This window comes from Streptomyces sp. NPDC021020 (genome assembly GCF_044333285.1).
Taxonomy (GTDB): domain Bacteria; phylum Actinomycetota; class Actinomycetes; order Streptomycetales; family Streptomycetaceae; genus Actinacidiphila.
Genome location: NZ_JBIRQQ010000001.1, coordinates 913,390 through 933,767 on the forward strand (window position 1 = coordinate 913,390; position 20,378 = coordinate 933,767).

Below are 20,378 nucleotides of genomic sequence, written 5' to 3' on the forward strand. Positions count from 1 at the left end.
GGGGGCACCCCCCCCGCGCGGAGAGCAAGCCCCGGCCGGAGGCCGTACGCTGGAGGGACCCCCGGCACGTGAGACGTGTCGGGTGGTCGCGTTGCCCCGCGCGGTGGCGCCCCTACACGTACCCCCCGGGACGGAACCCTCATGAGTCTGAACGGTCTGGTCGACGCCGCTGTCGCCGACACCGCCCTCGCCGAGGCGGTCCAGGCCGCGGTCTCCGGAGCGCGGCCGCACGTGGATCTGGTCGGCCCGCCGGCCGCGCGCCCGCTGGCCGTCGCGGCGCTCGCCGCGAAGGCCCGGCGCCCGGTGCTCGCGGTCACCGCGACCGGCCGGGAGGCCGAGGACCTGGCCGCGGCGCTGCGCTCGATGCTGCCCGCGGACGGCGTCGTGGAATACCCGGCGTGGGAGACCCTGCCGCACGAGCGGCTCTCGCCGCGCAGCGACACCGTGGGCCGCCGGCTGGCGGTGCTGCGGCGGCTCGCGCACCCGAAGGCGGACGACCCGACGGCCGGACCCGTGCAGGTCGTCGTCGCGCCGATCCGCTCGGTGCTGCAGCCGCAGGTCAAGGGGCTGAGCGAGCTGGAGCCCGTGGCGCTGGCCAGCGGGCAGAGCGCCGACCTCGGCACGATCGTGGAAGGGCTGGCGGCCGCCGCGTACGCGCGGGTGGAGCTCGTCGAGAAGCGCGGCGAGTTCGCGGTGCGCGGCGGCATCCTGGACGTCTTCCCGCCGACCGAGGAACACCCGCTGCGGGTGGAGTTCTGGGGCGACGAGGTCGAGGAGATCCGCTACTTCAAGGTCGCCGACCAGCGCTCCCTGGAGATCGCCGAGCACGGCCTGTGGGCGCCTCCGTGCCGCGAACTGCTGCTCACCGACGACGTGCGGGCGCGGGCCGCCGAGCTGGCCGCGGCGCACCCCGAGCTGGGCGAGATGCTCGACAAGATCGCCGAGGGCATCGCCGTCGAGGGCATGGAGTCGCTCGCGCCGGTGCTGGTGGACTCGATGGAGCTGCTGCTGGACGTGCTGCCGGCCGGGGCGATGACCGTGGTGTGCGACCCGGAGCGGGTGCGGACCAGGGCCGCGGACCTGGTGGCGACCTCGCAGGAGTTCCTGGAGGCGTCCTGGGCGGCGTCGGCGGGCGGCGGCGAGGCGCCGATCGACCTGGGCGCGGCGTCGCTGTGGCCGATCGCGGACGTACGGCACCGGGCCGGCGAGCTGGGCATCGCGTGGTGGTCGGTGAGCCCGTTCGCCGCGGACGAGGCCGACGACCTGGCCGGGGACACCCTCAAGCTGGGCATGCGCGCCCCCGAGGTCTACCGCGGGGACACCGCGCGGGCGCTGGCCGACACCAAGGGCTGGCTCGCCGAGGGCTGGCGCACCGTCTACGTCACCGAGGGCCACGGGCCGGCCTCCCGGGTCGCCGAGGTACTGGCGGGGGAGGGCATCGCGGCCCGGCTCGACATCGAGCTGGCCGACCTCGCGCCGTCCGTGGTGCACGTCGCCACCGGCTCGCTGGAGCACGGCTTCGTCGACCCGGGCCTGCGGCTCGCGGTGCTGACCGAGACCGACCTGTCCGGGCAGAAGTCGTCCACCAAGGACATGGGGCGGATGCCCTCCCGGCGCCGCAAGACCATCGACCCGCTCACCCTGGTCGGCGGCGACTACATCGTGCACGAGCAGCACGGTGTGGGCCGCTACGTGGAGATGGTGCAGCGCACCGTGCAGGGCGCCACCCGCGAGTACCTGGTCGTCGAGTACGCCCCGGCCAAGCGCGGCCAGCCCGGCGACCGGCTCTTCGTACCGACCGACCAGCTGGAGCAGATCACCAAGTACGTCGGCGGCGAGGCCCCCACGCTGCACCGGCTGGGCGGCGCGGACTGGACGAAGACCAAGGCGCGGGCGAAGAAGGCCGTCAAGGAGATCGCGGCCGACCTGATCCGGCTGTACTCCGCCCGGATGGCCGCCCCCGGCCACACCTTCGGCCCGGACACCCCCTGGCAGCGGGAGCTGGAGGACGCCTTCCCGTACGTGGAGACGCCCGACCAGCTCACCACCATCGCCGAGGTCAAGGGCGACATGGAGAAGTCGGTGCCGATGGACCGGCTGATCTGCGGCGACGTCGGCTACGGCAAGACCGAGATCGCGGTGCGTGCGGCCTTCAAGGCCGTGCAGGACGGCAAGCAGGTGGCCGTGCTGGTGCCGACGACGCTGCTGGTGCAGCAGCACTTCGGCACCTTCTCCGAGCGCTACGCGCAATTCCCGGTCAATGTGCGGGCGCTGTCCCGCTTCCAGACCGACACCGAGGCGAAGGCGGTGCTGGAGGGGCTCCGGGACGGCTCGGTGGACGTCGTCATCGGCACCCACCGGCTCTTCGCCTCCGAGACCCGCTTCAAGGACCTCGGCCTGGTGATCGTCGACGAGGAGCAGCGCTTCGGCGTCGAGCACAAGGAGCAGCTGAAGAAGCTGCGGGCCAACGTCGACGTGCTGACCATGTCCGCGACGCCGATCCCGCGCACCCTGGAGATGGCGGTCACCGGCATCCGGGAGATGTCCACCATCACCACCCCGCCGGAGGAGCGGCACCCGGTGCTGACCTTCGTCGGGCCCTACGAGGAGAAGCAGATCGGCGCGGCCATCCGGCGCGAGCTGCTGCGCGAGGGGCAGGTCTTCTACATCCACAACCGGGTCGAGTCCATCGACCGGGCGGCGGCGCGGCTGCGCGCCATCGTGCCCGAGGCGCGGATCGCCACGGCGCACGGGCAGATGAGCGAGTCCGCCCTGGAGTCGGTCGTGGTCGACTTCTGGGAGAAGCGCTTCGACGTGCTGGTCTCCACCACGATCGTGGAGTCCGGCATCGACATCTCCAACGCCAACACCCTCATCGTCGAGCGCGGCGACACCTTCGGCCTGTCGCAGCTGCACCAGTTGCGCGGCCGCGTCGGGCGCTCCCGCGAGCGCGGCTACGCCTACTTCCTCTACCCGCCGGAGAAGCCGCTCACCGAGACCGCGCACGAACGGCTCGCCACCATCGCCCAGCACACGGAGATGGGCGCGGGCATGTACGTCGCCATGAAGGACCTGGAGATCCGCGGCGCGGGCAACCTGCTGGGCGGCGAGCAGTCCGGCCACATCGCGGGCGTCGGCTTCGACCTGTACGTCCGCATGGTCGGCGAGGCCGTCGCGGACTACCGCTCGGCCCTGGAGTCGGGCGGTGAGCCGGAGGAGACGCTGCTGGAGGTCAAGATCGAGCTGCCGGTCGACGCGCACGTCCCGCACGACTACGCCCCCGGCGAGCGGCTGCGCCTGCAGGCCTACCGCGCCATCGCCGCCGCGTCCTCCGAGGAGGACATCACCGCCGTGCGCGAGGAGCTGGTCGACCGGTACGGCCCGCTGCCCGAGCCGGTCGAGAACCTGCTCCTGGTGGCCGGCCTGCGGATGCTGGCCCGCAAGGTCGGCGTCACCGACATCACCCTGCAGGGCTCCAACGTCCGCTTCGGCCCGGTCGAGCTGCGCGAGTCGCAGGAGCTGCGGCTGAACCGGCTGCACCCGCGCACGGTCCTCAAACCGGCCACCCACCAGGCCCTGGTGCCCCGCCCGGCCACCGCCCGGATCGGCGGCAAGCCCGTCGTCGGCCGCGAACTGCTCCAGTGGACCGCGGAGTTCCTGACCACCATCCTCGACAACTGACCCGAACCGACCCGCCGCACCGGGCCGGGCGGTTTCCGCCCGGCCCCGGCCCCGACCGCGATCGACGGGACCCGCGCGATTACAGTGCGGGCGTGACGATCACCGGAGCGGGGACGAACGTACGGCCGCTGGCCCCCGGGCAGCGCGCCCGGCTGCTGGTCGGCGACATCGACGGCAGCGCACCGCGACTGGTCCACGAGACCGCGCACAGCGCCCTGGAGGCACCGAACTGGTCGCCCGACGGCCGCTGGCTGGTCTTCAACCAGGACGGCCTGCTGCTGCGCATCCCCGCCGGCGCCGCTCCCGGCGACGGTGTGCTGCCCGAGGTCCTCGACGCCGGCGGCATCACCGATGCCAACAACGACCACGTCCTCTCCCCGGACGGCGCCACCGTCTACCTGTCGGCCGGCGACGGCCACATCCACGCCGTCCCCTTCGCGGGCGGCCCGGCCCGCCGCGTCACCAACGACCGCGGACCCGGCCCCTTCCGGCACTTCCTGCACGGCGTCTCACCCGACGGGCAGACTCTCTCCTACGTCGGCGTCGAGCCGCACGGCGGCGACGAATGGGGCTACCGCAACATCTTCACCCTCTCTTCGGCCGGCGGTCCCGACACCCGGCTCACCGACACCCCCGCTCCCGCCGACGGCCCGGAATTCACCCCGGACGGCGAGTGGATCGTCTTCAACTCCGAGCACGGCGCCGCCGTCCCCGGCCACGCCCAGCTCTTCCGCATGCGCCCCGACGGCTCCGAGCTGACCCGGCTGACCTCCGACGAGCGCGTCAACTGGTTCCCGCACCCCTCGCCGGACGGCCGCCACCTGCTCTACATCAGCTTTCCGCCCGGCACCGAGGGCCACCCCGCCGACCGCGACGTCGTCCTGCGCCTGCTGGACGCCGACGCCGGCGGCGCCCCGCGCGACCTCTACGCCTTCTTCGGCGGGCAGGGCAGCCTCAACGTCAACAGCTGGTCTCCCGACAGCCGCCACTTCGCCTACGTCGACTACCCCGCCGCCTGACCCGCGCGCCGTCCGGTCTCCCGTGCGGTCACCGGACGGCCGGGCGGTGCCTAGTTGCGGCGCAGGATCACATAGCCGTCCTGAGCGGCTATCTGCGTGTACGTCGCGCCGGGGTGCAGCTGCGCGCCGTACGTCACCGGGTCCGGCACCCACCCGCCGGAGTTGTCGATCGCGATGTACTGCGGCACGACACCCTTCGTACCGCCCACCCAGTAGACGGTCGTGCGGTGCACCAGCCGGCTGATCGGGCCGACGTTCGCCTCCACGGTGGACCCGTCGGGTATCTGGTCGAGCAGCTTCTCGATCGCCTTGGTGCGCGCGTCCACCTTGTAGGTGTCGGAGTGCCCGAGCGAGGCCAGCGGCATCGACAGCGTCAGCGCCATCGCCGCCCCCACCGCCGCGGCCGGCACCCCGGACGCGTAGGACCGCAGCCACGGGGCGCGGCTGTGCCGCGACCGGTCAGCGGCGTCCACCAGCGCCAGGAACACCACGGGCATCAGCACCGCGCTGTAGTGCCAGGCCGTGCCCCAGTTCTCCGGGTAGTGCGACACGAAGCGCCACCCGATGGTCGGCAGCGCCGCGACGATCAGCGGTGACCGCAGCGCCAGCAGCCCCGTGGTCGGCAGCATGATCCACAGCAGCGTGCGCAGCGCCGTGCCGAACGGGATGTGACCGGTCAGCGTCCCGTCACCGTTGATGTGGTTGAAGGCGTCGTAGCCGGGCCCGTAGAACGCGGGGATCAGCACCGTGATCGCCAGGGCGGACGCCGCCACCCCGAAGCCGATCAGCCCGATCGCCCACGGCCCGTACCGCTCCGCGTCGCTCAGCGGCACTTCCACCTGGTCACCTCCCTCCGCTGCCGTTCCGTCCTCGGCCCCGCCGCCTGCGGCCCCCGCGGGCCTGCCTTCCGCACCGTCCCCGTCCGCCGCGGCACCGGCCGGTCCGGACGCCGCCGGCTCCGCCCCCGCCATCTCTGCCCCCGCCGCCTGCGCCGCCGCCTGCGAACTCTCCCGGGTGCGCCACCAGACGATCGCGCCGATCGTCGCGGCCGTGACCCCGAGATCCTCCTTGACCAGCACCAGCGGCACCGCCCACCACAGGGCCGCCGCCCAGCGCTTGCGGAGCACGGCCTCCAGCGAGAAGGCCAGCAGCGGCATCGCGAAGGCGATCTCGTGGAAGTCGAAGTCGACCGCCCGCTGGACGGCCCACGACAATCCGTAGGCCGCCCCGATCGCGAGCCCCCGGCCCCGCCCGAGGAGCAGCGAGGCGCCCCGCGTGACCGGGATGACCGAGATCGCGAACAGCAGGGCTTGCGCGACGAGCAGCGTCACCGGCGTCGGGAAGACCCGGTAGAAGGGCGCGATCAGCGCGGTCACCGGACTGAAGTGGTCGCCGAGGGCGTTGAAGCCGGGCCCCTTGAGCGTGGTTGTCGGCGCGTGAAAGTGGGCGTACCCCTTCACCGCCTGCTCGAAGATGCCCAGGTCCCAGGACATCGTGAGCATCCTGCGGTACCGCACCAGCGACAGCAGGAAGTAGGCGACGAAGAAGACGACGCCGAGCAGATACGGGTCGAGGCGTGGTCCCGGTATCCGCAGCCGGGGCCGCACCGCCGTCGCGGAGCCCGCTTCTGCGGCAGGCGGCGCCGTCTTTCCGCCGGACTGCGGTATGACGGCCTCGGCCCTGTCCATCGTCGTCCTCCGGAGGATGTGGGGTCGGGTCTGCCGGAAAAGATACGGGACGACGCTGTCCGCGCGGGACCCGTGGGACGGACGGCTCTTGTCTCCTCGCTCAGCCGGTCTTGGTCCAGGTGCCGCAGTCCGCCGTCTTGAAGTAGGCGTCCTTGGCGGTGATCGTGACCACGGCCTGGCCGGTGACGTTGTCGTTCGCGAGGATCGAGTCCACGTCGTGCAGCGCGTCCTTGGTGCGCTCCCAGTAGCAGGACTCGCCGCCCTTGGCCTTGTAGGTGCCGGCGGCTATGTCCGTGCCCACCTTGTACATGCCGTCCCCCATCGACGTCTTCGGCGAGGCGGGCTTGTCCTTCCCGGCGGCGAACCAGTCCTTGCAGTCCGTCGACGTGAAGATCTTGTCCGTCGGCTTGATCGTCACGTAGCTGCTGCCGTACACGGTGTCGTTCGCAAGGATCGAGTCGGTGTCGCCCTTCGCGTCCTTGTCGCGCTCCCAGTAGCACATGCCGTCGGAATTCCCGCTGGTCCGGTACGTGCCCGGCTGGATGTCCTTGCCGACCTCGAACGTGCCGTCCCCCTTGGCGGCGGGCTTGTCGGCCGGCTTGTCCTCTTTCTTCTGCGCCGGTGCGGACGAGGGCGCGGCCGGTGCGGACGCGGTGTCGCCGCCCTTCGCGGACGGGCCGGACGAGCCCGCCGAGTCGTCCGAGGGCCCGCAGGCTGCGATCCCGATCGTGAGGAACGCGGTGACGGTGCCCGCTGCGGCGAGCCGGACGAGAGACGTCTTGGACATGGGATTCCCCCCTGCGCTCGGCGGGCCTCGGTGGCCCTGTGAACCGTTGACACCATGAGAGCATCGATGTGTGAATCGAGTCAACACAAATTCTCGAACGAGTGACGTTCACGCCGTGAAGGGGTTCGACAGTGATCGCTGGGTATGCTCGCTCCGACAGACACAGCACACGCGCGGACGACCAGCGGGGAGGAGAGGACAGTGCCCGAGCACGCGAGCGAGGTGACGGCGGCGGAGATCGCCAGGCTGGCCGGCGTCGGAAGGGCCGCCGTCAGCAACTGGCGGCGACGCCACGACGACTTCCCCAGGCCCGTGGGAGGCTCCGACACCAGCCCCACCTACGAGCTGGCCGCCATCGAGAAGTGGCTGCGCGACCAGGGCAAGCTCCCCTCCGTGCCGCTGTACGAGCGCCTCTGGCAGCGCGCCGACAGCCACCCCGGAGGCGTGCCCGCCGCGCTGCGGATCGCCGGATCCGTTCTGATGCTCATGCGCGAGGATCCCCGCCTGGCGGTCCACTACAGCGCCGCGTCCGACGGCGAGCTGGCCGACCGGCTGCCGGCCGAGCTGGAGTCCGCGCTGGCCGCGCGCTTGGGTCCCGACCACCCCGTGCGGCTGCCGGACCAGCTGGACGAAGCAGTGCCGCTGCTGCGCACCGCGGTGAAGTTCGCCGAGGACGTCGGCCCCGCCCAGACCTACGAATTCCTCTTCGGCCGCTATCTCGACGCCAACCCGAGGCAGTTCGTCCTCACCCCGCCCGGCCCGGCGGAGCTGATGGCCGCGCTGGCCGGCGAGCGCCCCGGCAGCGTGCTCGACCCCGCCGGCGGCAGCGGAATGCTGCTGCGCGCGAGCGGGGCCACCGCCGCCGTGCACGCCCAGGAGATCGACCCCGAGCTGGCGTCGCTGACCGCACTGCGCCTGGCCCTGGCGACCGACCCCACCGTCCGGGTCCGGGTCGCGACGGGCGACAGCCTGCGCGCGGACGCCTTCCGCGACCTGTCCGTCGACACCGTGCTCTGCCACCCGCCCTTCAACGACCGCAACTGGGGCCACGACGAGCTGGGGTACGACCCGCGCTGGGAATACGGCTTCCCGGCCCGCACGGAGCCCGAGCTGGCCTGGCTCCAGCACGCGCTGGCCCACACCAAGGAGGGGGGCACGGTGGTGATGCTCATGCCGCCCGCCGTCGCGTCCCGCAGGTCGGGCCGCCGGGTGCGCGCCGACCTGCTGCGCCGGGGCACGCTGCGCGCCGTCGTGGCGCTGCCCGCGGGAGCCGCGCCGCCGCACGGGCTGCCGCTCCATCTGTGGGTGCTGCGCAAGCCGCACCCCGAGCACCGGCCGCCGGCCGAACTGCTGCTGTTCGACGGGGCGGGGATACCGGGATCCGGTGCGGAGAAGGCGCCCTGGTTCGCCGTCAGCTCGGCGGTCCTCGACACCTGGCGGGCCTTCGACCGGCACGGCTCGGTGCCCGACCGCCCCGGCCTGAACCGCATGCTCCCGGTCATCGAACTGCTCGACGACGACGTGGACGTGACGCCCGCGCGGCATCTCCCGCCGCCCGCCGCGGACGGGGGCGCCGCCGAGCTGGAGACCGTGCGGGACAGGCTGGCGCAGACGCTGCGTCGTACCGCGGACATGGCCCCCGCGCCCCCGGCGGACGGTGAGCCGGCCCGCTGGCCCACCACGACCGTGGGCGAACTGGCCCGGTCCGGCATTTTGCTGATGCGCGCGGGCGGCGGGGGCAGCGCCCCGCCCGACAGCTCCGCCGCCCCTCCCGCCGTGCTGACCGAGCACGACGTCATCGCAGGCGGTGGGCCCACCGGCATACTGCCGCCGGGGCGCCCGGAGGGTCCCGCGGACGAGCCGGTGCTCCTCGAGGAGGGCGACGTGGTGGTGCCGATCCTGGGCGGCGGGGGAGTGGCCCGGGTGGTGGACGCCGCCACCGCGGGCGCCGCGCTCGGGCGCAACGTGTATCTGCTGCGGCCGGACACCGGGGCGCTCGACCCCTGGTTCCTCGCCGGGTTCCTGCGCGGCACCGCCAACAGCCGCCAGGCCAGCAGCTTCGCGACGACCTCCACCCGGCTCGACGTGCGGCGGCTCCAGGTGCCGCGGCTGCCTCCGGCCGAGCAGCGGCGCTACGGCGAGCGCTTCCGGACCCTCGCGGCCTTCGAGGACGCGCTGCGCCAGGCGACCCAGCTCGGCGACCAGCTCGTGCAGGGGCTCTACGACGGGCTGACGGACGGCACCGTGCGGCCCGGATAGTTGTCCACAGGCCGTCGCGGAACCCGCGCAGCCTGCCCGTTGCGGCCGATACGCTCTCGACTAGCCATCCGCTTCGACGACCAGGAGCACCAGATGTACGGCCCCGGCATCACCCAGCCGCCGCCCCGGCCCCCGGGCCGCGGCGCCGTGATCGGGCTGCGCGTGCTGTTCACCGCGCTGCCGGTGCTCTCGATCGGGTTCCTCGCCTGGGCGTCGCCGCTGCGGCTGGCGGTGCTGCGGCGCAACCCGGCCGACTGGGCACTGATGGTGATCGACATCGTGCTGATCATCACCGGCTACACGCTGATCGGGCTCGCGCACGACAACACCGACACCTGGCAGTCGAACGCGGGGACGCTGACGGTGCTGGTCGTCATGTTCGGCACCCCGGCGTATTTCCTGGTCACCGACATCCGACGGCGCCCCGCCGTGGCCGTCGGGTACGCGGTGCCGGGCGGCTACCCGGCGCAGGGCCCGTACACCACCGGGTACGCCCCGGCGGCCGGCGGGATGACCGCAGGGATACCGGGGCCGCACTCGGCGCCGCACCACACGCCCGTCCCGCGCCCGGGGCCGCACCACACGCCGGCCCCGCACCACACGCCCGTGCCGAACCACCTGTCGAATCCGGGCGTGCCCCACCCGAACGGGACGGGCCCGTACGGGACACCGGGGCCCGTGCAGGCGACACCGCACACGCCGGAGCCGTCGACGGGTACGGCGCCGGTCGGGCCGCAGGCACCGCGGATCGACCAGGTGCGGGCGGAACTGGACGAGTTGAGCGACTACCTCCGCAAGGAGGAGGGCCGATGATCGGTCGGCTCGTCGCCGGCCGCTACGAACTGGCCACGGTGATCGGCCAGGGCGGAATGGGCCAGGTGTGGACGGCCTACGACCGGCGGCTGGACCGCCGGGTCGCGGTGAAGCTGCTGCGGCCCGACAAGGTCGCGGGCGGCGACGACGCCGGCGAGCTGCGGCAGCGGTTCGACCGGGAGTGCCGGGTCACCGCCCAGGTCGACCACCCGGGCCTGGTGACGGTGCACGACGCGGGCGCGGACGGCGACGAGCTGTACCTGGTCATGCAGTACGTGGAGGGGGCCGACCTCGGCGACCACCTCGCCGAGCACGAGCCCTACCCCTGGCCCTGGGCGGTGGCAGTGGGGGCGCAGCTGTGCGCGGTGCTGGCGGCGGTCCACGCGGTGCCGATAGTCCACCGCGACCTCAAGCCGCGCAATGTGATGGTCCGTCCGGACGGCACGATCACCGTGCTCGACCTGGGCGTCGCCTCGGTGATGGACACCGACACCACGCGGCTGACCCACACCGGCACGCCCATCGGCAGCCCGGCGTACATGGCGCCGGAGCAGGCGATGGGCGGCGCGGTCGGACCGCGCACGGACCTGTACGCGCTGGGCGTGCTGCTGCACGAACTGCTCAGCGGGAACGTGCCGTTCGCCGGCACCACGGCGCTCGGCGTGCTGCACCGGCATCTGTACGAGGCACCTGTGCAGCTGCGGCGGCTGCGGCCCGAGGTGCCCGAGCCGCTGGAGGCGCTGGTGCTGCGGCTGCTGGCCAAAGACCCGCAGCACCGCCCCGCCGCGGCGCAGGAGGTCTACCAGGAGCTGGCGGCGCTGCTGCCGCCGCCCGGTTCGCACCGGACGGCGCTCGGGCCGATGGATCCGACGCGGCCCTTCGTGCGTCCGCAGGCGCCGTGGCCGGACCGCGTCGCCACTCCGGCGGTGCCCGCGAAGCCCGTCGTACCGCCCAGGCCCGCGCAGGCGCCGAAGGACAGCGACCTGGCCGTGGCGGTGGACGAGGTCAAGAGGCTGCTGGACGCCGGCCGGATCACCCAGGCGGTCGACATGCTGGGCGGCATCATCCCGGCGGCCGCCGAGAGGCACGGCGAGCACTCACCCGTCCTGCGGGCGCTGCGCAAGCAGTACGCCGCCACGCTGATGGAGGACGGGCAGTACCGCCGGGCGCTGCCCGAACTGCGGCGGCTCTCGGACGAGTTCGCCTCGCAGTACGGCGGGGCGGACCGCCAGGCGCTGCAGTACCGCTACGAGGCGGCGCAGTGCCTGGAGCACCTCGGCGACCCCAGGGCCGCGCTGAGCGAATACCGCGTGCTGCTGCCGTACTTCGAGCAGTGGACGGCCACCAGCCCCGGCACCCCGCTGGACATCCGCCGCCGGACGGCCCACCTGCTGCTGTCCATAGGGGACCGCACCGCCGCCCGCGACATCCTGACCCGGCTGCTCTACGACGCCGAGCGGGTCCACGGCCCGCACCACCCCTTCCCGGCCGAGATCCGCCGGACCCTGGCGTGGCTGGGCCAGGTGCACGTGTAGGCGGACGGCGGACGGAAGGTCACTCGCGGCGCAGCACCACGTAGCCGCCGGCGTCGGCGACCGTCGCGTAGCGGGCCTGCGGATGGAGCTGCCGGGCGTAGCCGGCCGGGTCGGTGAGCCAGCCGGAGAGGTTCTCGAAGGCCAGGAAGTCCGGAGTCCGGCCGCCGGTCTGGCCGACCCAGTAGACGGTGGTGCGGCGGACCAGGCGGCTGATCGGCCCCACGTTGGCCTCCACCGTGGCGCCGTCCGGGATGCGGGCGAGGGCCCGCTCGGCGGCCCGCGTGCCGCCGTCGACCCGGTAGGCGGCCAGGTGCGTGAGCCCGGCCACCGGGAGCTGCGTGCCCAGCGCGACGGCGGCGCCGAGCGCCGTGGCGGGCAGCGCGCGGGCGGCGGCGCGCAGCCACTGCGGCGCCCGGCGGCCGCCCGGCGCGGCGGCCGCGACCAGGGCGGCGCAGTCCACCGCGGCGAGGAAGACCACGGGCATGAGCACGGCGTTGTAGTGCCAGGCGGTGCCCCAGTTCTCGGGGTAGTGCGAGACGAAGCGCCACCCAAGGGTCGGCAGCACGACCAGTAGCAGCGGGGAGCGCAGCGCGAGCAGCCCGCCGGCCGGCAGCAGCACCCACAGCAGGGTGCGCAGCGCTGTGACCGGGGGGATGTGGCCGGTGAGCGTGCCGTCGCCGTCGATGTGATTGAACGCGTCGTAACCCGGGCCGTGGAGAAGCGGGATGAGCCAGCCGATCTCCCACGCCGACGCCACGATCCCGAAGGCCGCCAGTCGCAGTGCCCAGGGGCGGACCCTTCCCCCGCCGGCCGCGCCGCGCAGGGTGTCCTGCCCGGCCCGCAGCCACACCACCGCGCCGATCGTCGCGACCGCCGCGCCGAGATCCTCCTTGACCAGTACCAGCGGCAGCGCCCAGAGCATCGCCGCCGTCCAGCGCCGCAGCAGGACGGCCGCGAGGGAGAAGGCGAGCAGCGGCACGGCGAAGGCGATCTCGTGGAAGTCGAACTCGACGGCCCGCTGGATGCCCCACGACAGCCCGTACGCCGCGCCGACCGCGAGCCCGCTGCCCCGCCCGAGCAGCAGCCCCGCCGCCCGTGTCACGGGGACCACCGACAGGGCGAACAGCAGCGCCTGCGCCACGAGCAGCGTCACCGTGCTCGGGAAGACCCGGTAGAAGGGCGCGATCAGGGCGACGACGGGGCTGAAGTGGTCGCCCAGCTCGTCGAAGCCGGGGCCCTTGAGGTCGGCGACCGGGGCGTGCAGATGGGCGTACCCCTTGACCGCCTGCTCGAAGATGCCCAGGTCCCAGGACATCGTCTCCATGTGGCGGTAGCGGGAGAGCGACAGCGCCGCGTAGACGGCCGCGAAGACCCCGGCGAGCAGCCACGGGTCGAGCCGGGGCGGGAGCGGCCGTGCGGGGCCCGCCGTCGCCGCCGCGTCCCGGGGGCCGACAGGAGAGTCCGCGGCCGGCGGGCGCGCGGGCGCGGGGATCTCCCGTGCGCCGCCGGGCTCCGGGGCCGGGAGCACGGCCTCCGCGCGGTCCCGCTCGCCGTTCCCGTCGCCGCTCATCCGCCGGTCCTTCCGTCGCGTCGGCCGCCCTGCCGCGATTCCGCGGAGTGCACCTTTCGCCCCGTTTCGGGGTGTTACCAGCTTGGCCACGAGAAGGGTGCGTCCTTGCGGCGGCGCGCCGACATCGGCCCGGCCACCCGCGACCGGGCCGCCCGCGGAGACCCGGCGGACAGGAGGGCCGGCGCGGAGCCGTAGTCTGCGCCATCGGGGGAAGGCAGTTGACGGACCGTTCTTCCGCTTGTCGCACCGGTCGTCGTACCGGCCGGACCCTTGAGAGGCGCACATGGCACCCACGACCACCCTGCCCGCCGGGTCCGGAAAGGCCGGCGCGGCCGGCCCGGCGAGCGTGACCGGCAGGCCCCCCGCGTCCGCCCGCTCCCACCCCGCCCGGGCCCTGGCCTGCGCCGCTGCTCTCGCCGTCCTCCTCGGCGGCGGCCTCGCGGGCTGCAAGGACCCGAACACCCCCGCGGCCGGCGGCAGCGCCCCGGCGTCCTCCGCCGCCCCGGGCGGCAAGGCGGGCGCGCCCGGCAGCGCGCTGGCGGCCGCCGGGCAGCTGACCGTCAAGGGCCGCGCGCCCAAGACCGGTTACTCGCGCGACCGCTTCGGCCCCGCGTGGTCCGACACCGACCACAACGGCTGCGACACCCGCGACGACATACTCAAGCGCGACCTGCGGAAGACGACCTTCCGCGACGGTGCCAAGCAGTGCATCGTCACCGCCGGCGTCCTGGCCGATCCCTACACCGGTACGCAGATCACCTACAAGCGCGGCGCGAGCAAGGTCGACATCGACCATGCCGTGGCCCTGTCCGACGCGTGGCAGAAAGGCGCCCAGCAGTGGCCGGACACCAAGCGCCGCGACTTCGCCAACGACCCGCTCAACCTGCTGGCCGTCGACTCGTCCACCAACCGCCGCAAGAGCGACGGCGACACCGCCACCTGGCTGCCGCCGAACACCGCCTTCCGCTGCGCCTACGTGGCGCGGCAGGTGGCGGTGAAGAAGAAGTACGGCCTGTGGGTGACCTCCGCGGAGCGCGACGCCATGCGCAAGGTGCTCGGCGGCTGCCCCTCCGAGCGCCTGCCCACGGGCTGACGCCGCCGCCCGGGGGCAACCGCCCGCCACCGGGATCCGGGCGGGCAACCGGCAGGAAGGCGGCGCGAAGTCGGCGCGAACGCGGCTCCCGGAGGCGGACTGTGCGGATCCTGTGGTGCGCAGTGCTGGATATCGGCCGCCCGGGATCAATATCCTCGTGCTCGATCATCACATCAGCAACGTGAGGCTTGTTCCCCTGCCGGGAGGCACCCATGGTCCGCCGCCGCACCGCCGCCGTCTCGATCGCCGCAGCCGCGCTGCTGCTGGCATCGCCCGCCCTGACCGCGTGCGGATCGGGTCCGGACCGGACCGGTGCCGCGGCCGTGGTGGGCGACCAGCGGATCACCGTGGCCTCGCTGCAGTCGAAGGTCAACCAGGTGCGCGCGGCGCAGGAGGCGTCCCCGCAGAGCGCCCAGCTGCTCGCGTCCAGCACCAAGCTGTCGTCGCAGACGCTGACCATGCTCGTGCAGACCGCCGTCATCGAACGGGCCGCGGACGACGCCGGGGTGACGGTCTCCGAGGAGGAGGCGCAGCAGGACCGCGCTGCGGCGCTGGAGCAGTTCGGCGGCAGCGAGGAGGCGCTGAACGCGGCGCTGCTCCAGCAGTTCGGCATCGCGCCCGCCGAGGCCGACACCTACTTCCGGACGAACGCGCTGCTCGGCAAGCTGATCTCCAGCCTCGGCTACCAGCCGGGCAGCGACGGCGGCCAGACCGCCCTGCTCGGCATCCTCACCAAGACCGCGGACAAGCTCGGCGTGACGATCAACCCGCGCTACGGCACCTGGGACAAGAACAAGGCCAGCATCGGCGACACCTCCGACGCCTGGGTGATCACCAAGACGCCGTCCTCGGCCGCGCCGGCCGTGTGAGGCCGTTGTCGGACCCTCGCGGTACGTTCGAGGGGTGAACGACTCCGCTGCCGACTCCACCGCCGGTCCCGGCACCGCCTCCTCGGGCGGCGCCGGCCGGCTGGTCCTGCTCACCACCAGCCACCGGGTGGCTCCGGGACAGCTGTCCTGGCCCGCGTGGCAGGCGCTGCGCGGCGCCGACCGGGTGCTGTGCCCGGACGCCGGGCATCCCCAGCTGCCCTTCCTGCGCGAGGCGGAGGTGGCCGTGGAGATCGCCGCGCCCACCGGCCGCGAGCTGGTGGAGGCGGCGGCCGGGGGCCGCACGGTGGTGTATCTGCCGGCGGGCGGCGGGGAGGGCGACCGGGCCGTCACCGCGGAGCTCGCCGCGCTCGGCGGTTCCGGCCGGGTCGAGATGCCCGACCTGGAGCTGCTGCCCGGCTCGTACGACCTGCCGGGCGCGCGGTTGCTGGACCTGGTCCAGGTGATGGACCGGATCAGGGCGGAGTGCCCCTGGAGCAGCCTGCGCACGCACGAGGATCTCGCCACGTACGGCATCGAGGAGATGTACGAGCTGGTCGAGGCGATCGAGGACGGCGACCGGGCGGCGGTCCGCGAGGAGCTGGGGGACGTCCTGCTCCAGGTGGTCTTCCACGCCGCCATCGCCGAGGGCGATCCGGACGAGCCGTTCGGCATCGACGACGTGGCGGCCGGCCTGGTCGACAAGCTGATCCACCGCCATCCGCACATCTTCGGCGACGAGATCGCCGAGACGCCCGAGCAGGTGCAGGCCAACTGGGTACGGCTCAAGGGCGTCGAGAAGGCCCGCGAGTCGGCCACGGACGGGGTGCCGCTCGCCTCCCCGGCCCTCGCGCTGGCCGCCAAGCTCGCCGGAAGGGCGCGGCAGGCCGGGCTCCCGCTGCCCGTCACCCCGCCCGCACCGCTCTACGACGACGAGCACGCGCTCGGCGACCACCTGCTGGCCGAGGCCGCCACCGCCCAGTCGTCCGGCATCGACCCGGAGGCGGCCCTGCGGCACGCCGCACGCCGCTACCGCAAGGCGATACGCGCCGCCGAGTCCGAGGGGCGGGCCGCGCAGGACGGGCCCCCGGAGGAGTAGCCGCCGCACCCCGCTGTCCCGCACCCCGCTGTCCCGTACCTCGCGTCCCGCACGGCGGCGTGTCGCGTACGGTCGGGGGATGACCGAAGGCGCCGCCATGCCCGAGCTCTTCACCTGGGAGTTCGCCACCGACCCCTACCCGGCCTACGCCTGGCTGCGCGAGCACGCGCCCGTCCACCGCACGACGTTGCCCAGCGGGGTCGAGGCCTGGCTCGTCACGCGGTACGCCGACGCGCGCGAGGCATTGGCGGACCCGCGGCTGAGCAAGAACCCGGTGCACCACGCGGAGTCGCCCGGCGCGCGGGGCAAGACCGGCATCCCGGGCGAGCGCAGCGCGGACCTGATGACGCATCTGCTGAACATCGACCCGCCCGACCACACCCGGCTGCGGCGCCTCGTCTCCACGGCCTTCACCCCGCGCCGGGTCGCGGGCTTCGGGACGCGGGTGCAGCAGCTGACGGACCGTTTCGTGGACGGTTTCGCCTCGCGCGGGGAGGCGGACCTGATCCACGAGTTCGCCTTCCCCCTCCCCATCTACGCCATCTGCGACCTGCTGGGCGTGCCCGCCGAGGACCAGGACGACTTCCGGGACTGGGCCGGCATGATGATCCGGCACGGCGGCGGCCCGCGCGGCGGCGTCGCGCGCTCGGTCAAGCGGATGCGCGCGTATCTGACGGAGCTGATCCACCGCAAGCGCGCCGAACTGGCCGCAGGCGACGCGGGCGGCCCGCCCGACGACCTGATCGCCGGTCTGATCCGGGCCTCCGACCACGGCGAGCACCTGACGGAGAACGAGGCCGCGGCCATGTGCTTCGTGCTGCTCTTCGCGGGATTCGAGACCACCGTCAACCTGATCGGCAACGGCACCTACGCGCTGCTGCACAACCCGGAGCAGCGCGCGGCCCTCCAGCGGGCCGTCGCGTCGGGGGACCACGGCCTGCTGGACACCGGGATCGAGGAACTCCTCCGCTACGACGGCCCCGTCGAGCTGGCGACCTGGCGCTACGCCACCCGGCCCGTCGAGATCGGCGGTGTGCCGATCGCCCAGGGCGACCCGGTCCTGGTGGTGCTCGCCGCGGCCGACCGCGACCCCGCGCGCTTCCCCGACCCCGACCGGCTCGACCTCACCCGCCGGGACAACCCGCATCTCGGGTACGGGCACGGCATCCACTACTGCCTCGGCGCGCCGCTCGCCCGGCTGGAGGCCAGAACGGCACTCGCGACCCTGCTCACCCGGCTGCCCGACCTGCGGCTCGCCGCGGATCCCGGCGACCTGCGCTGGCGCGGCGGCCTGATCATGCGCGGCCTGCGGACGCTGCCGGTGGCCTTCACCCCCGAGGCCCCGCAAGTCAACTGACGCGGCGTCAATCCCGTGACCGCGACGTGATGACCGCTACATCGACTTGTGATCCGTTGGCCAACCCCGCTACGTTCTGCGGTCAACGCGAGGCGTGCGAAGGCTGCGCGCAACGGCACCGATGAAAGGCGACCGTATGCTCTCCGCCAACGGCAGGCACCGACGCCCCCGCCAGGCCCCCGCGGCCGTGGTGACAGTGGCGGCGACCGGTGCGGGACTCGCGCTGCCCCTGCTGGGCGCGGGCGCCGGAGCCGCGCAGGCCGCGGACGGCGGCACCTGGGACAAGGTCGCGATATGCGAGAGCGGCGGGCAGTGGGACGCCGCCTCGGACAACGGCGTGTACGGCGGCCTCTCGCTCACCGAGGACATGTGGGTCCGCTACGGCGGCCTCCGCTACGGCCCCCGGCCCGACCTCGCCTCGCAGGCCCACCAGATCAAGGTGGCCGAGAAGATCCTGGCCGACCTCGGCCCCGACGCCTTCCCCGGCTGCGAGCTCGGCACGGGCCTGCTCGACGACAACACCGCCGACAGCGGCGGCGACGGCAGCGGAACCGGCAATGGCGACGGGAACGGCTCCACCGCCACCCCCGCCCCCACCACGACCGCCGACCCCGCAGACCCCTCTGCCCCCGCCGACCCCGGCACCCCCGCGGTGACGCCCACCACGCCGGCCACCCCCACGACGCCCGCCACCCCCGCGCCCCCGGCCGAGGCGAGCCCCACCCCGACCGACCCGGGCACCGCCACCACCCCCGCCACCCCCACCGCCCCGACCGCGGACCCCTCCGCCCCGGCGACGTCCGCCACCCCCGCCGCCCCCGGCGCGCCCACGACCGGCACCGGCCGCCACGCGCGCCCGTACAGCCCCACCGACGAGGAGCTGGCCGCGGCCGACCGCGCGACCCGCACCCGCACCACCGCCGTCGTCCCGGGCCCCACGGACGGGGACGCGAGCACGGGTCAGGGGAGCGGCAGCGGCACCGGCGACAACACCCAGGGCAACGGCGGCAATTCGGACACCGCGTCGCATAAGGCCGCGGACACCTACAAGATCGGCGCCGGGGACTCGCTCTCCGGGATCGCCGCCGCGCACGACGTCCCCGGTGGCTGGCTCCACCTCTACGACGTCAACCGCCAAGCGATCGGCGACGATCCAAACCTCATCAAACCCGGACAGATCATCGATCTCGGGTGAGACGAACTGCCCGCCGGACTGAAATCCCCTGCCATGTATGCCCGGTAACAAAAAGGACGTACGGGATTTCCGTTCCATGTGGTGATGTGACAAGCCTCTCTCCGGACCTGTGACCGGTCACCCGCGTCCCGCCCCGCTGCGGCCGTCCGACCTGCGGATTCGTCCAGCGGCCGACATCGCGGCCGCAGTTGGCGTCCGAAACGCGACTGTTTGTTCAATCCGGTCCGGTGTGCTTAACGTCTAAGCGCTCGCCACAGCGGGCCCTGTCGGAGCGGAACGCCGAGTCCTGCCGCCGCGCCCGACGGGAGCAACCGACGCGAAAGCGCCGCAGGCAGGAGCGGGGGACCCACGGTCTTTCCGCCGGACCCACGGAAACGGACGGCATCGTGCCGCGCAGCCCGCTGCGCCGCGAAGCAGCCGCCGTCTCCGCCACGGTCCGGCTCGGGGTGAAGCAGGGCATCCGCCTGAGGGCGGTGCCGGCCGGGCAACTCACGTCCGAACCCGACAGCTGACCTCGTAGGCGTCGGTGAGGGACAGATACATGGGTAAGCACCGTCGTGCCTCGAAAATGGTCCGATTCGCCACCTTCGCCGGTGTTGCCGGCGTCGCCGTCGCCGCGCCGCTGATCGGCGCCACCTCCTCCTCGGCCGCCTCGGTGGCCACCTGGGACGCCGTCGCGCAGTGCGAGTCCGGCGGCGACTGGCACATCAACACCGGCAACGGCTACTACGGCGGCCTGCAGTTCTCGCAGTCCAGCTGGGAGGCGGCCGGCGGCCTGCAGTACGCGCAGCGCGCCGACCTGGCCACCAAGGACCAGCAGATCGCGATCGCCGAGAAGCTCCTCGCCCTGCAGGGCCCCGGCGCCTGGTCGTGCGCCTCGGCCGGCGGCCTGACCGCGGGCGGCCCGGCCCCCGACATCAACCCCGGCGGCTCGTCCTCGTCGTCGAGCAGCTCCAGCAGCTCCACCGCGGCGAAGACCACCACGAAGAGCACCGCCGCGAAGACCACCCCCGCGAAGAGCACCCCGGCCAAGAAGGCCGCCAAGCCGGCGACCCACACCGCCACCGACTGGCAGCGGCACGGCGCCAAGGGCTCGTACACCGTCGTCTCCGGCGACACGCTCTCCGAGATCGCCGCGAGCCACCACGTCAAGGGCGGCTGGCACAAGCTCTTCCAGCTCAACAAGGACGTCGTCAAGGACGCCGACCTGATCTACCCGGGCCAGCACCTGCGCCTCGGCTGATCCGGGACGCGGGGCGAACCGGCCCCGCACACCCCTCACCGGCCGGGCGGGCGCGCGGCGCGCCCCCCCCCCCCCGCGCGTGCGGGCGGGTTTACGGGTGAGGGGGCGGGGCGACGACCCGCCCGGGGGGGCGGGGCGGGTAGGCTCGTACCGGGAAACGAGTAGTATAATAA

Annotated in this window: 14 protein-coding genes and 1 riboswitch; of the genes, 11 read left to right on the plus strand and 3 right to left on the minus strand. The window is 73.7% G+C overall.

The genetic code is table 11. The features are described from left to right. Positions 1-141 precede the first annotated feature (141 nt). Together mfd and ACH4SL_RS04030 are read left to right on the plus strand one after the other, a co-directional pair. Positions 142-3,681, plus strand: a complete 3,540-nt coding sequence (mfd, locus tag ACH4SL_RS04025) for a transcription-repair coupling factor (RefSeq protein ID WP_398441788.1) — start codon at positions 142-144, stop codon at positions 3,679-3,681. Between the two features lie 92 nt (positions 3,682-3,773). Next, positions 3,774-4,700, plus strand: a complete 927-nt coding sequence (locus ACH4SL_RS04030) for a TolB family protein (protein ID WP_398441790.1) — start codon at positions 3,774-3,776, stop codon at positions 4,698-4,700. A gap of 50 nt (positions 4,701-4,750) precedes the next feature. Here ACH4SL_RS04030 and ACH4SL_RS04035 read toward each other — a convergent pair whose 3' ends face one another. Beyond that, positions 4,751-6,388 carry a DUF2079 domain-containing protein gene (locus ACH4SL_RS04035; RefSeq protein ID WP_398441791.1) on the minus strand — a complete coding sequence of 546 codons (1,638 nt, stop codon included), beginning with the start codon at positions 6,386-6,388 and terminating at the stop codon, positions 4,751-4,753. Between the two features lie 100 nt (positions 6,389-6,488). Then, entirely contained in the window at positions 6,489-7,175 is a 687-nt protein-coding gene (locus ACH4SL_RS04040; protein ID WP_398441792.1) for a hypothetical protein, read from the minus strand. A gap of 201 nt (positions 7,176-7,376) precedes the next feature. Between ACH4SL_RS04040 and ACH4SL_RS04045 the strand changes: the two genes are divergently transcribed. The 3 genes from ACH4SL_RS04045 (at position 7,377) to ACH4SL_RS04055 (ending at position 11,782) form a co-directional block, all read left to right on the plus strand. Next, complete coding sequence (locus ACH4SL_RS04045) at positions 7,377-9,434, plus strand: N-6 DNA methylase (protein ID WP_398441793.1); 2,058 nt, start codon at positions 7,377-7,379, stop codon at positions 9,432-9,434. 93 nt (positions 9,435-9,527) lie between these two features. Next, positions 9,528-10,247 (plus strand): hypothetical protein, encoded by a 720-nt coding sequence (locus ACH4SL_RS04050; protein WP_398441794.1) that lies wholly within the window; start codon positions 9,528-9,530, stop codon positions 10,245-10,247. Continuing rightward, the gene (locus ACH4SL_RS04055) at positions 10,244-11,782 is read left to right on the plus strand and encodes a protein kinase (protein ID WP_398441795.1); all 1,539 of its coding nucleotides are present in this window, start codon (positions 10,244-10,246) and stop codon (positions 11,780-11,782) included. The genes ACH4SL_RS04050 and ACH4SL_RS04055 overlap by 4 nt, the downstream gene beginning before the upstream one ends. Before the next feature lie 19 nt (positions 11,783-11,801). Here ACH4SL_RS04055 and ACH4SL_RS04060 read toward each other — a convergent pair whose 3' ends face one another. Then, positions 11,802-13,352, minus strand: a complete 1,551-nt coding sequence (locus ACH4SL_RS04060) for a DUF2079 domain-containing protein (RefSeq protein ID WP_398441796.1) — start codon at positions 13,350-13,352, stop codon at positions 11,802-11,804. A gap of 283 nt (positions 13,353-13,635) precedes the next feature. Here ACH4SL_RS04060 and ACH4SL_RS04065 point away from each other — a divergent pair, with 283 nt between their 5' ends. The 6 genes from ACH4SL_RS04065 to ACH4SL_RS04090 all read left to right on the plus strand — a co-directional run bounded on the left by ACH4SL_RS04065 (position 13,636) and on the right by ACH4SL_RS04090 (position 20,205). Then, positions 13,636-14,445 (plus strand): HNH endonuclease family protein, encoded by an 810-nt coding sequence (locus ACH4SL_RS04065; protein ID WP_398441797.1) that lies wholly within the window; start codon positions 13,636-13,638, stop codon positions 14,443-14,445. Between the two features lie 212 nt (positions 14,446-14,657). Beyond that, positions 14,658-15,314, plus strand: a complete 657-nt coding sequence (locus tag ACH4SL_RS04070; protein WP_398441799.1) for a SurA N-terminal domain-containing protein — start codon at positions 14,658-14,660, stop codon at positions 15,312-15,314. Between the two features lie 34 nt (positions 15,315-15,348). Continuing rightward, on the plus strand, positions 15,349-16,410 hold the full coding sequence (locus tag ACH4SL_RS04075; protein WP_398441801.1) for a nucleoside triphosphate pyrophosphohydrolase: 1,062 nt from the start codon (positions 15,349-15,351) through the stop codon (positions 16,408-16,410). Positions 16,411-16,489: 79 nt separating this feature from the next. Next, positions 16,490-17,767 carry a cytochrome P450 gene (locus tag ACH4SL_RS04080; RefSeq protein WP_398441802.1) on the plus strand — a complete coding sequence of 426 codons (1,278 nt, stop codon included), beginning with the start codon at positions 16,490-16,492 and terminating at the stop codon, positions 17,765-17,767. Positions 17,768-17,903: 136 nt separating this feature from the next. Then, positions 17,904-18,962 (plus strand): transglycosylase family protein, encoded by a 1,059-nt coding sequence (locus ACH4SL_RS04085; protein ID WP_398441803.1) that lies wholly within the window; start codon positions 17,904-17,906, stop codon positions 18,960-18,962. Positions 18,963-19,370: 408 nt separating this feature from the next. Then, positions 19,371-19,500: riboswitch (cyclic di-AMP (ydaO/yuaA leader) on the plus strand. A gap of 3 nt (positions 19,501-19,503) precedes the next feature. Continuing rightward, on the plus strand, positions 19,504-20,205 hold the full coding sequence (locus ACH4SL_RS04090; RefSeq protein ID WP_398441804.1) for a transglycosylase family protein: 702 nt from the start codon (positions 19,504-19,506) through the stop codon (positions 20,203-20,205). Positions 20,206-20,378 lie beyond the last annotated feature (173 nt).

Coding starts and splice junctions, on each gene's coding strand:
- ACH4SL_RS04035 (WP_398441791.1), bottom strand. CDS start 6,388: ATGGACAGGGCCGAGGCCGTCATACCGCAGTCCGGCGGAAAGACGGCG.
- ACH4SL_RS04090 (WP_398441804.1), top strand. CDS start 19,504: ATGGGTAAGCACCGTCGTGCCTCGAAAATGGTCCGATTCGCCACCTTC.
- ACH4SL_RS04050 (WP_398441794.1), top strand. CDS start 9,528: ATGTACGGCCCCGGCATCACCCAGCCGCCGCCCCGGCCCCCGGGCCGC.
- ACH4SL_RS04060 (WP_398441796.1), bottom strand. CDS start 13,352: ATGAGCGGCGACGGGAACGGCGAGCGGGACCGCGCGGAGGCCGTGCTC.
- ACH4SL_RS04065 (WP_398441797.1), top strand. CDS start 13,636: ATGGCACCCACGACCACCCTGCCCGCCGGGTCCGGAAAGGCCGGCGCG.
- ACH4SL_RS04080 (WP_398441802.1), top strand. CDS start 16,490: ATGACCGAAGGCGCCGCCATGCCCGAGCTCTTCACCTGGGAGTTCGCC.
- ACH4SL_RS04055 (WP_398441795.1), top strand. CDS start 10,244: ATGATCGGTCGGCTCGTCGCCGGCCGCTACGAACTGGCCACGGTGATC.
- mfd (WP_398441788.1), top strand. CDS start 142: ATGAGTCTGAACGGTCTGGTCGACGCCGCTGTCGCCGACACCGCCCTC.
- ACH4SL_RS04070 (WP_398441799.1), top strand. CDS start 14,658: ATGGTCCGCCGCCGCACCGCCGCCGTCTCGATCGCCGCAGCCGCGCTG.
- ACH4SL_RS04040 (WP_398441792.1), bottom strand. CDS start 7,175: ATGTCCAAGACGTCTCTCGTCCGGCTCGCCGCAGCGGGCACCGTCACC.
- ACH4SL_RS04085 (WP_398441803.1), top strand. CDS start 17,904: ATGCTCTCCGCCAACGGCAGGCACCGACGCCCCCGCCAGGCCCCCGCG.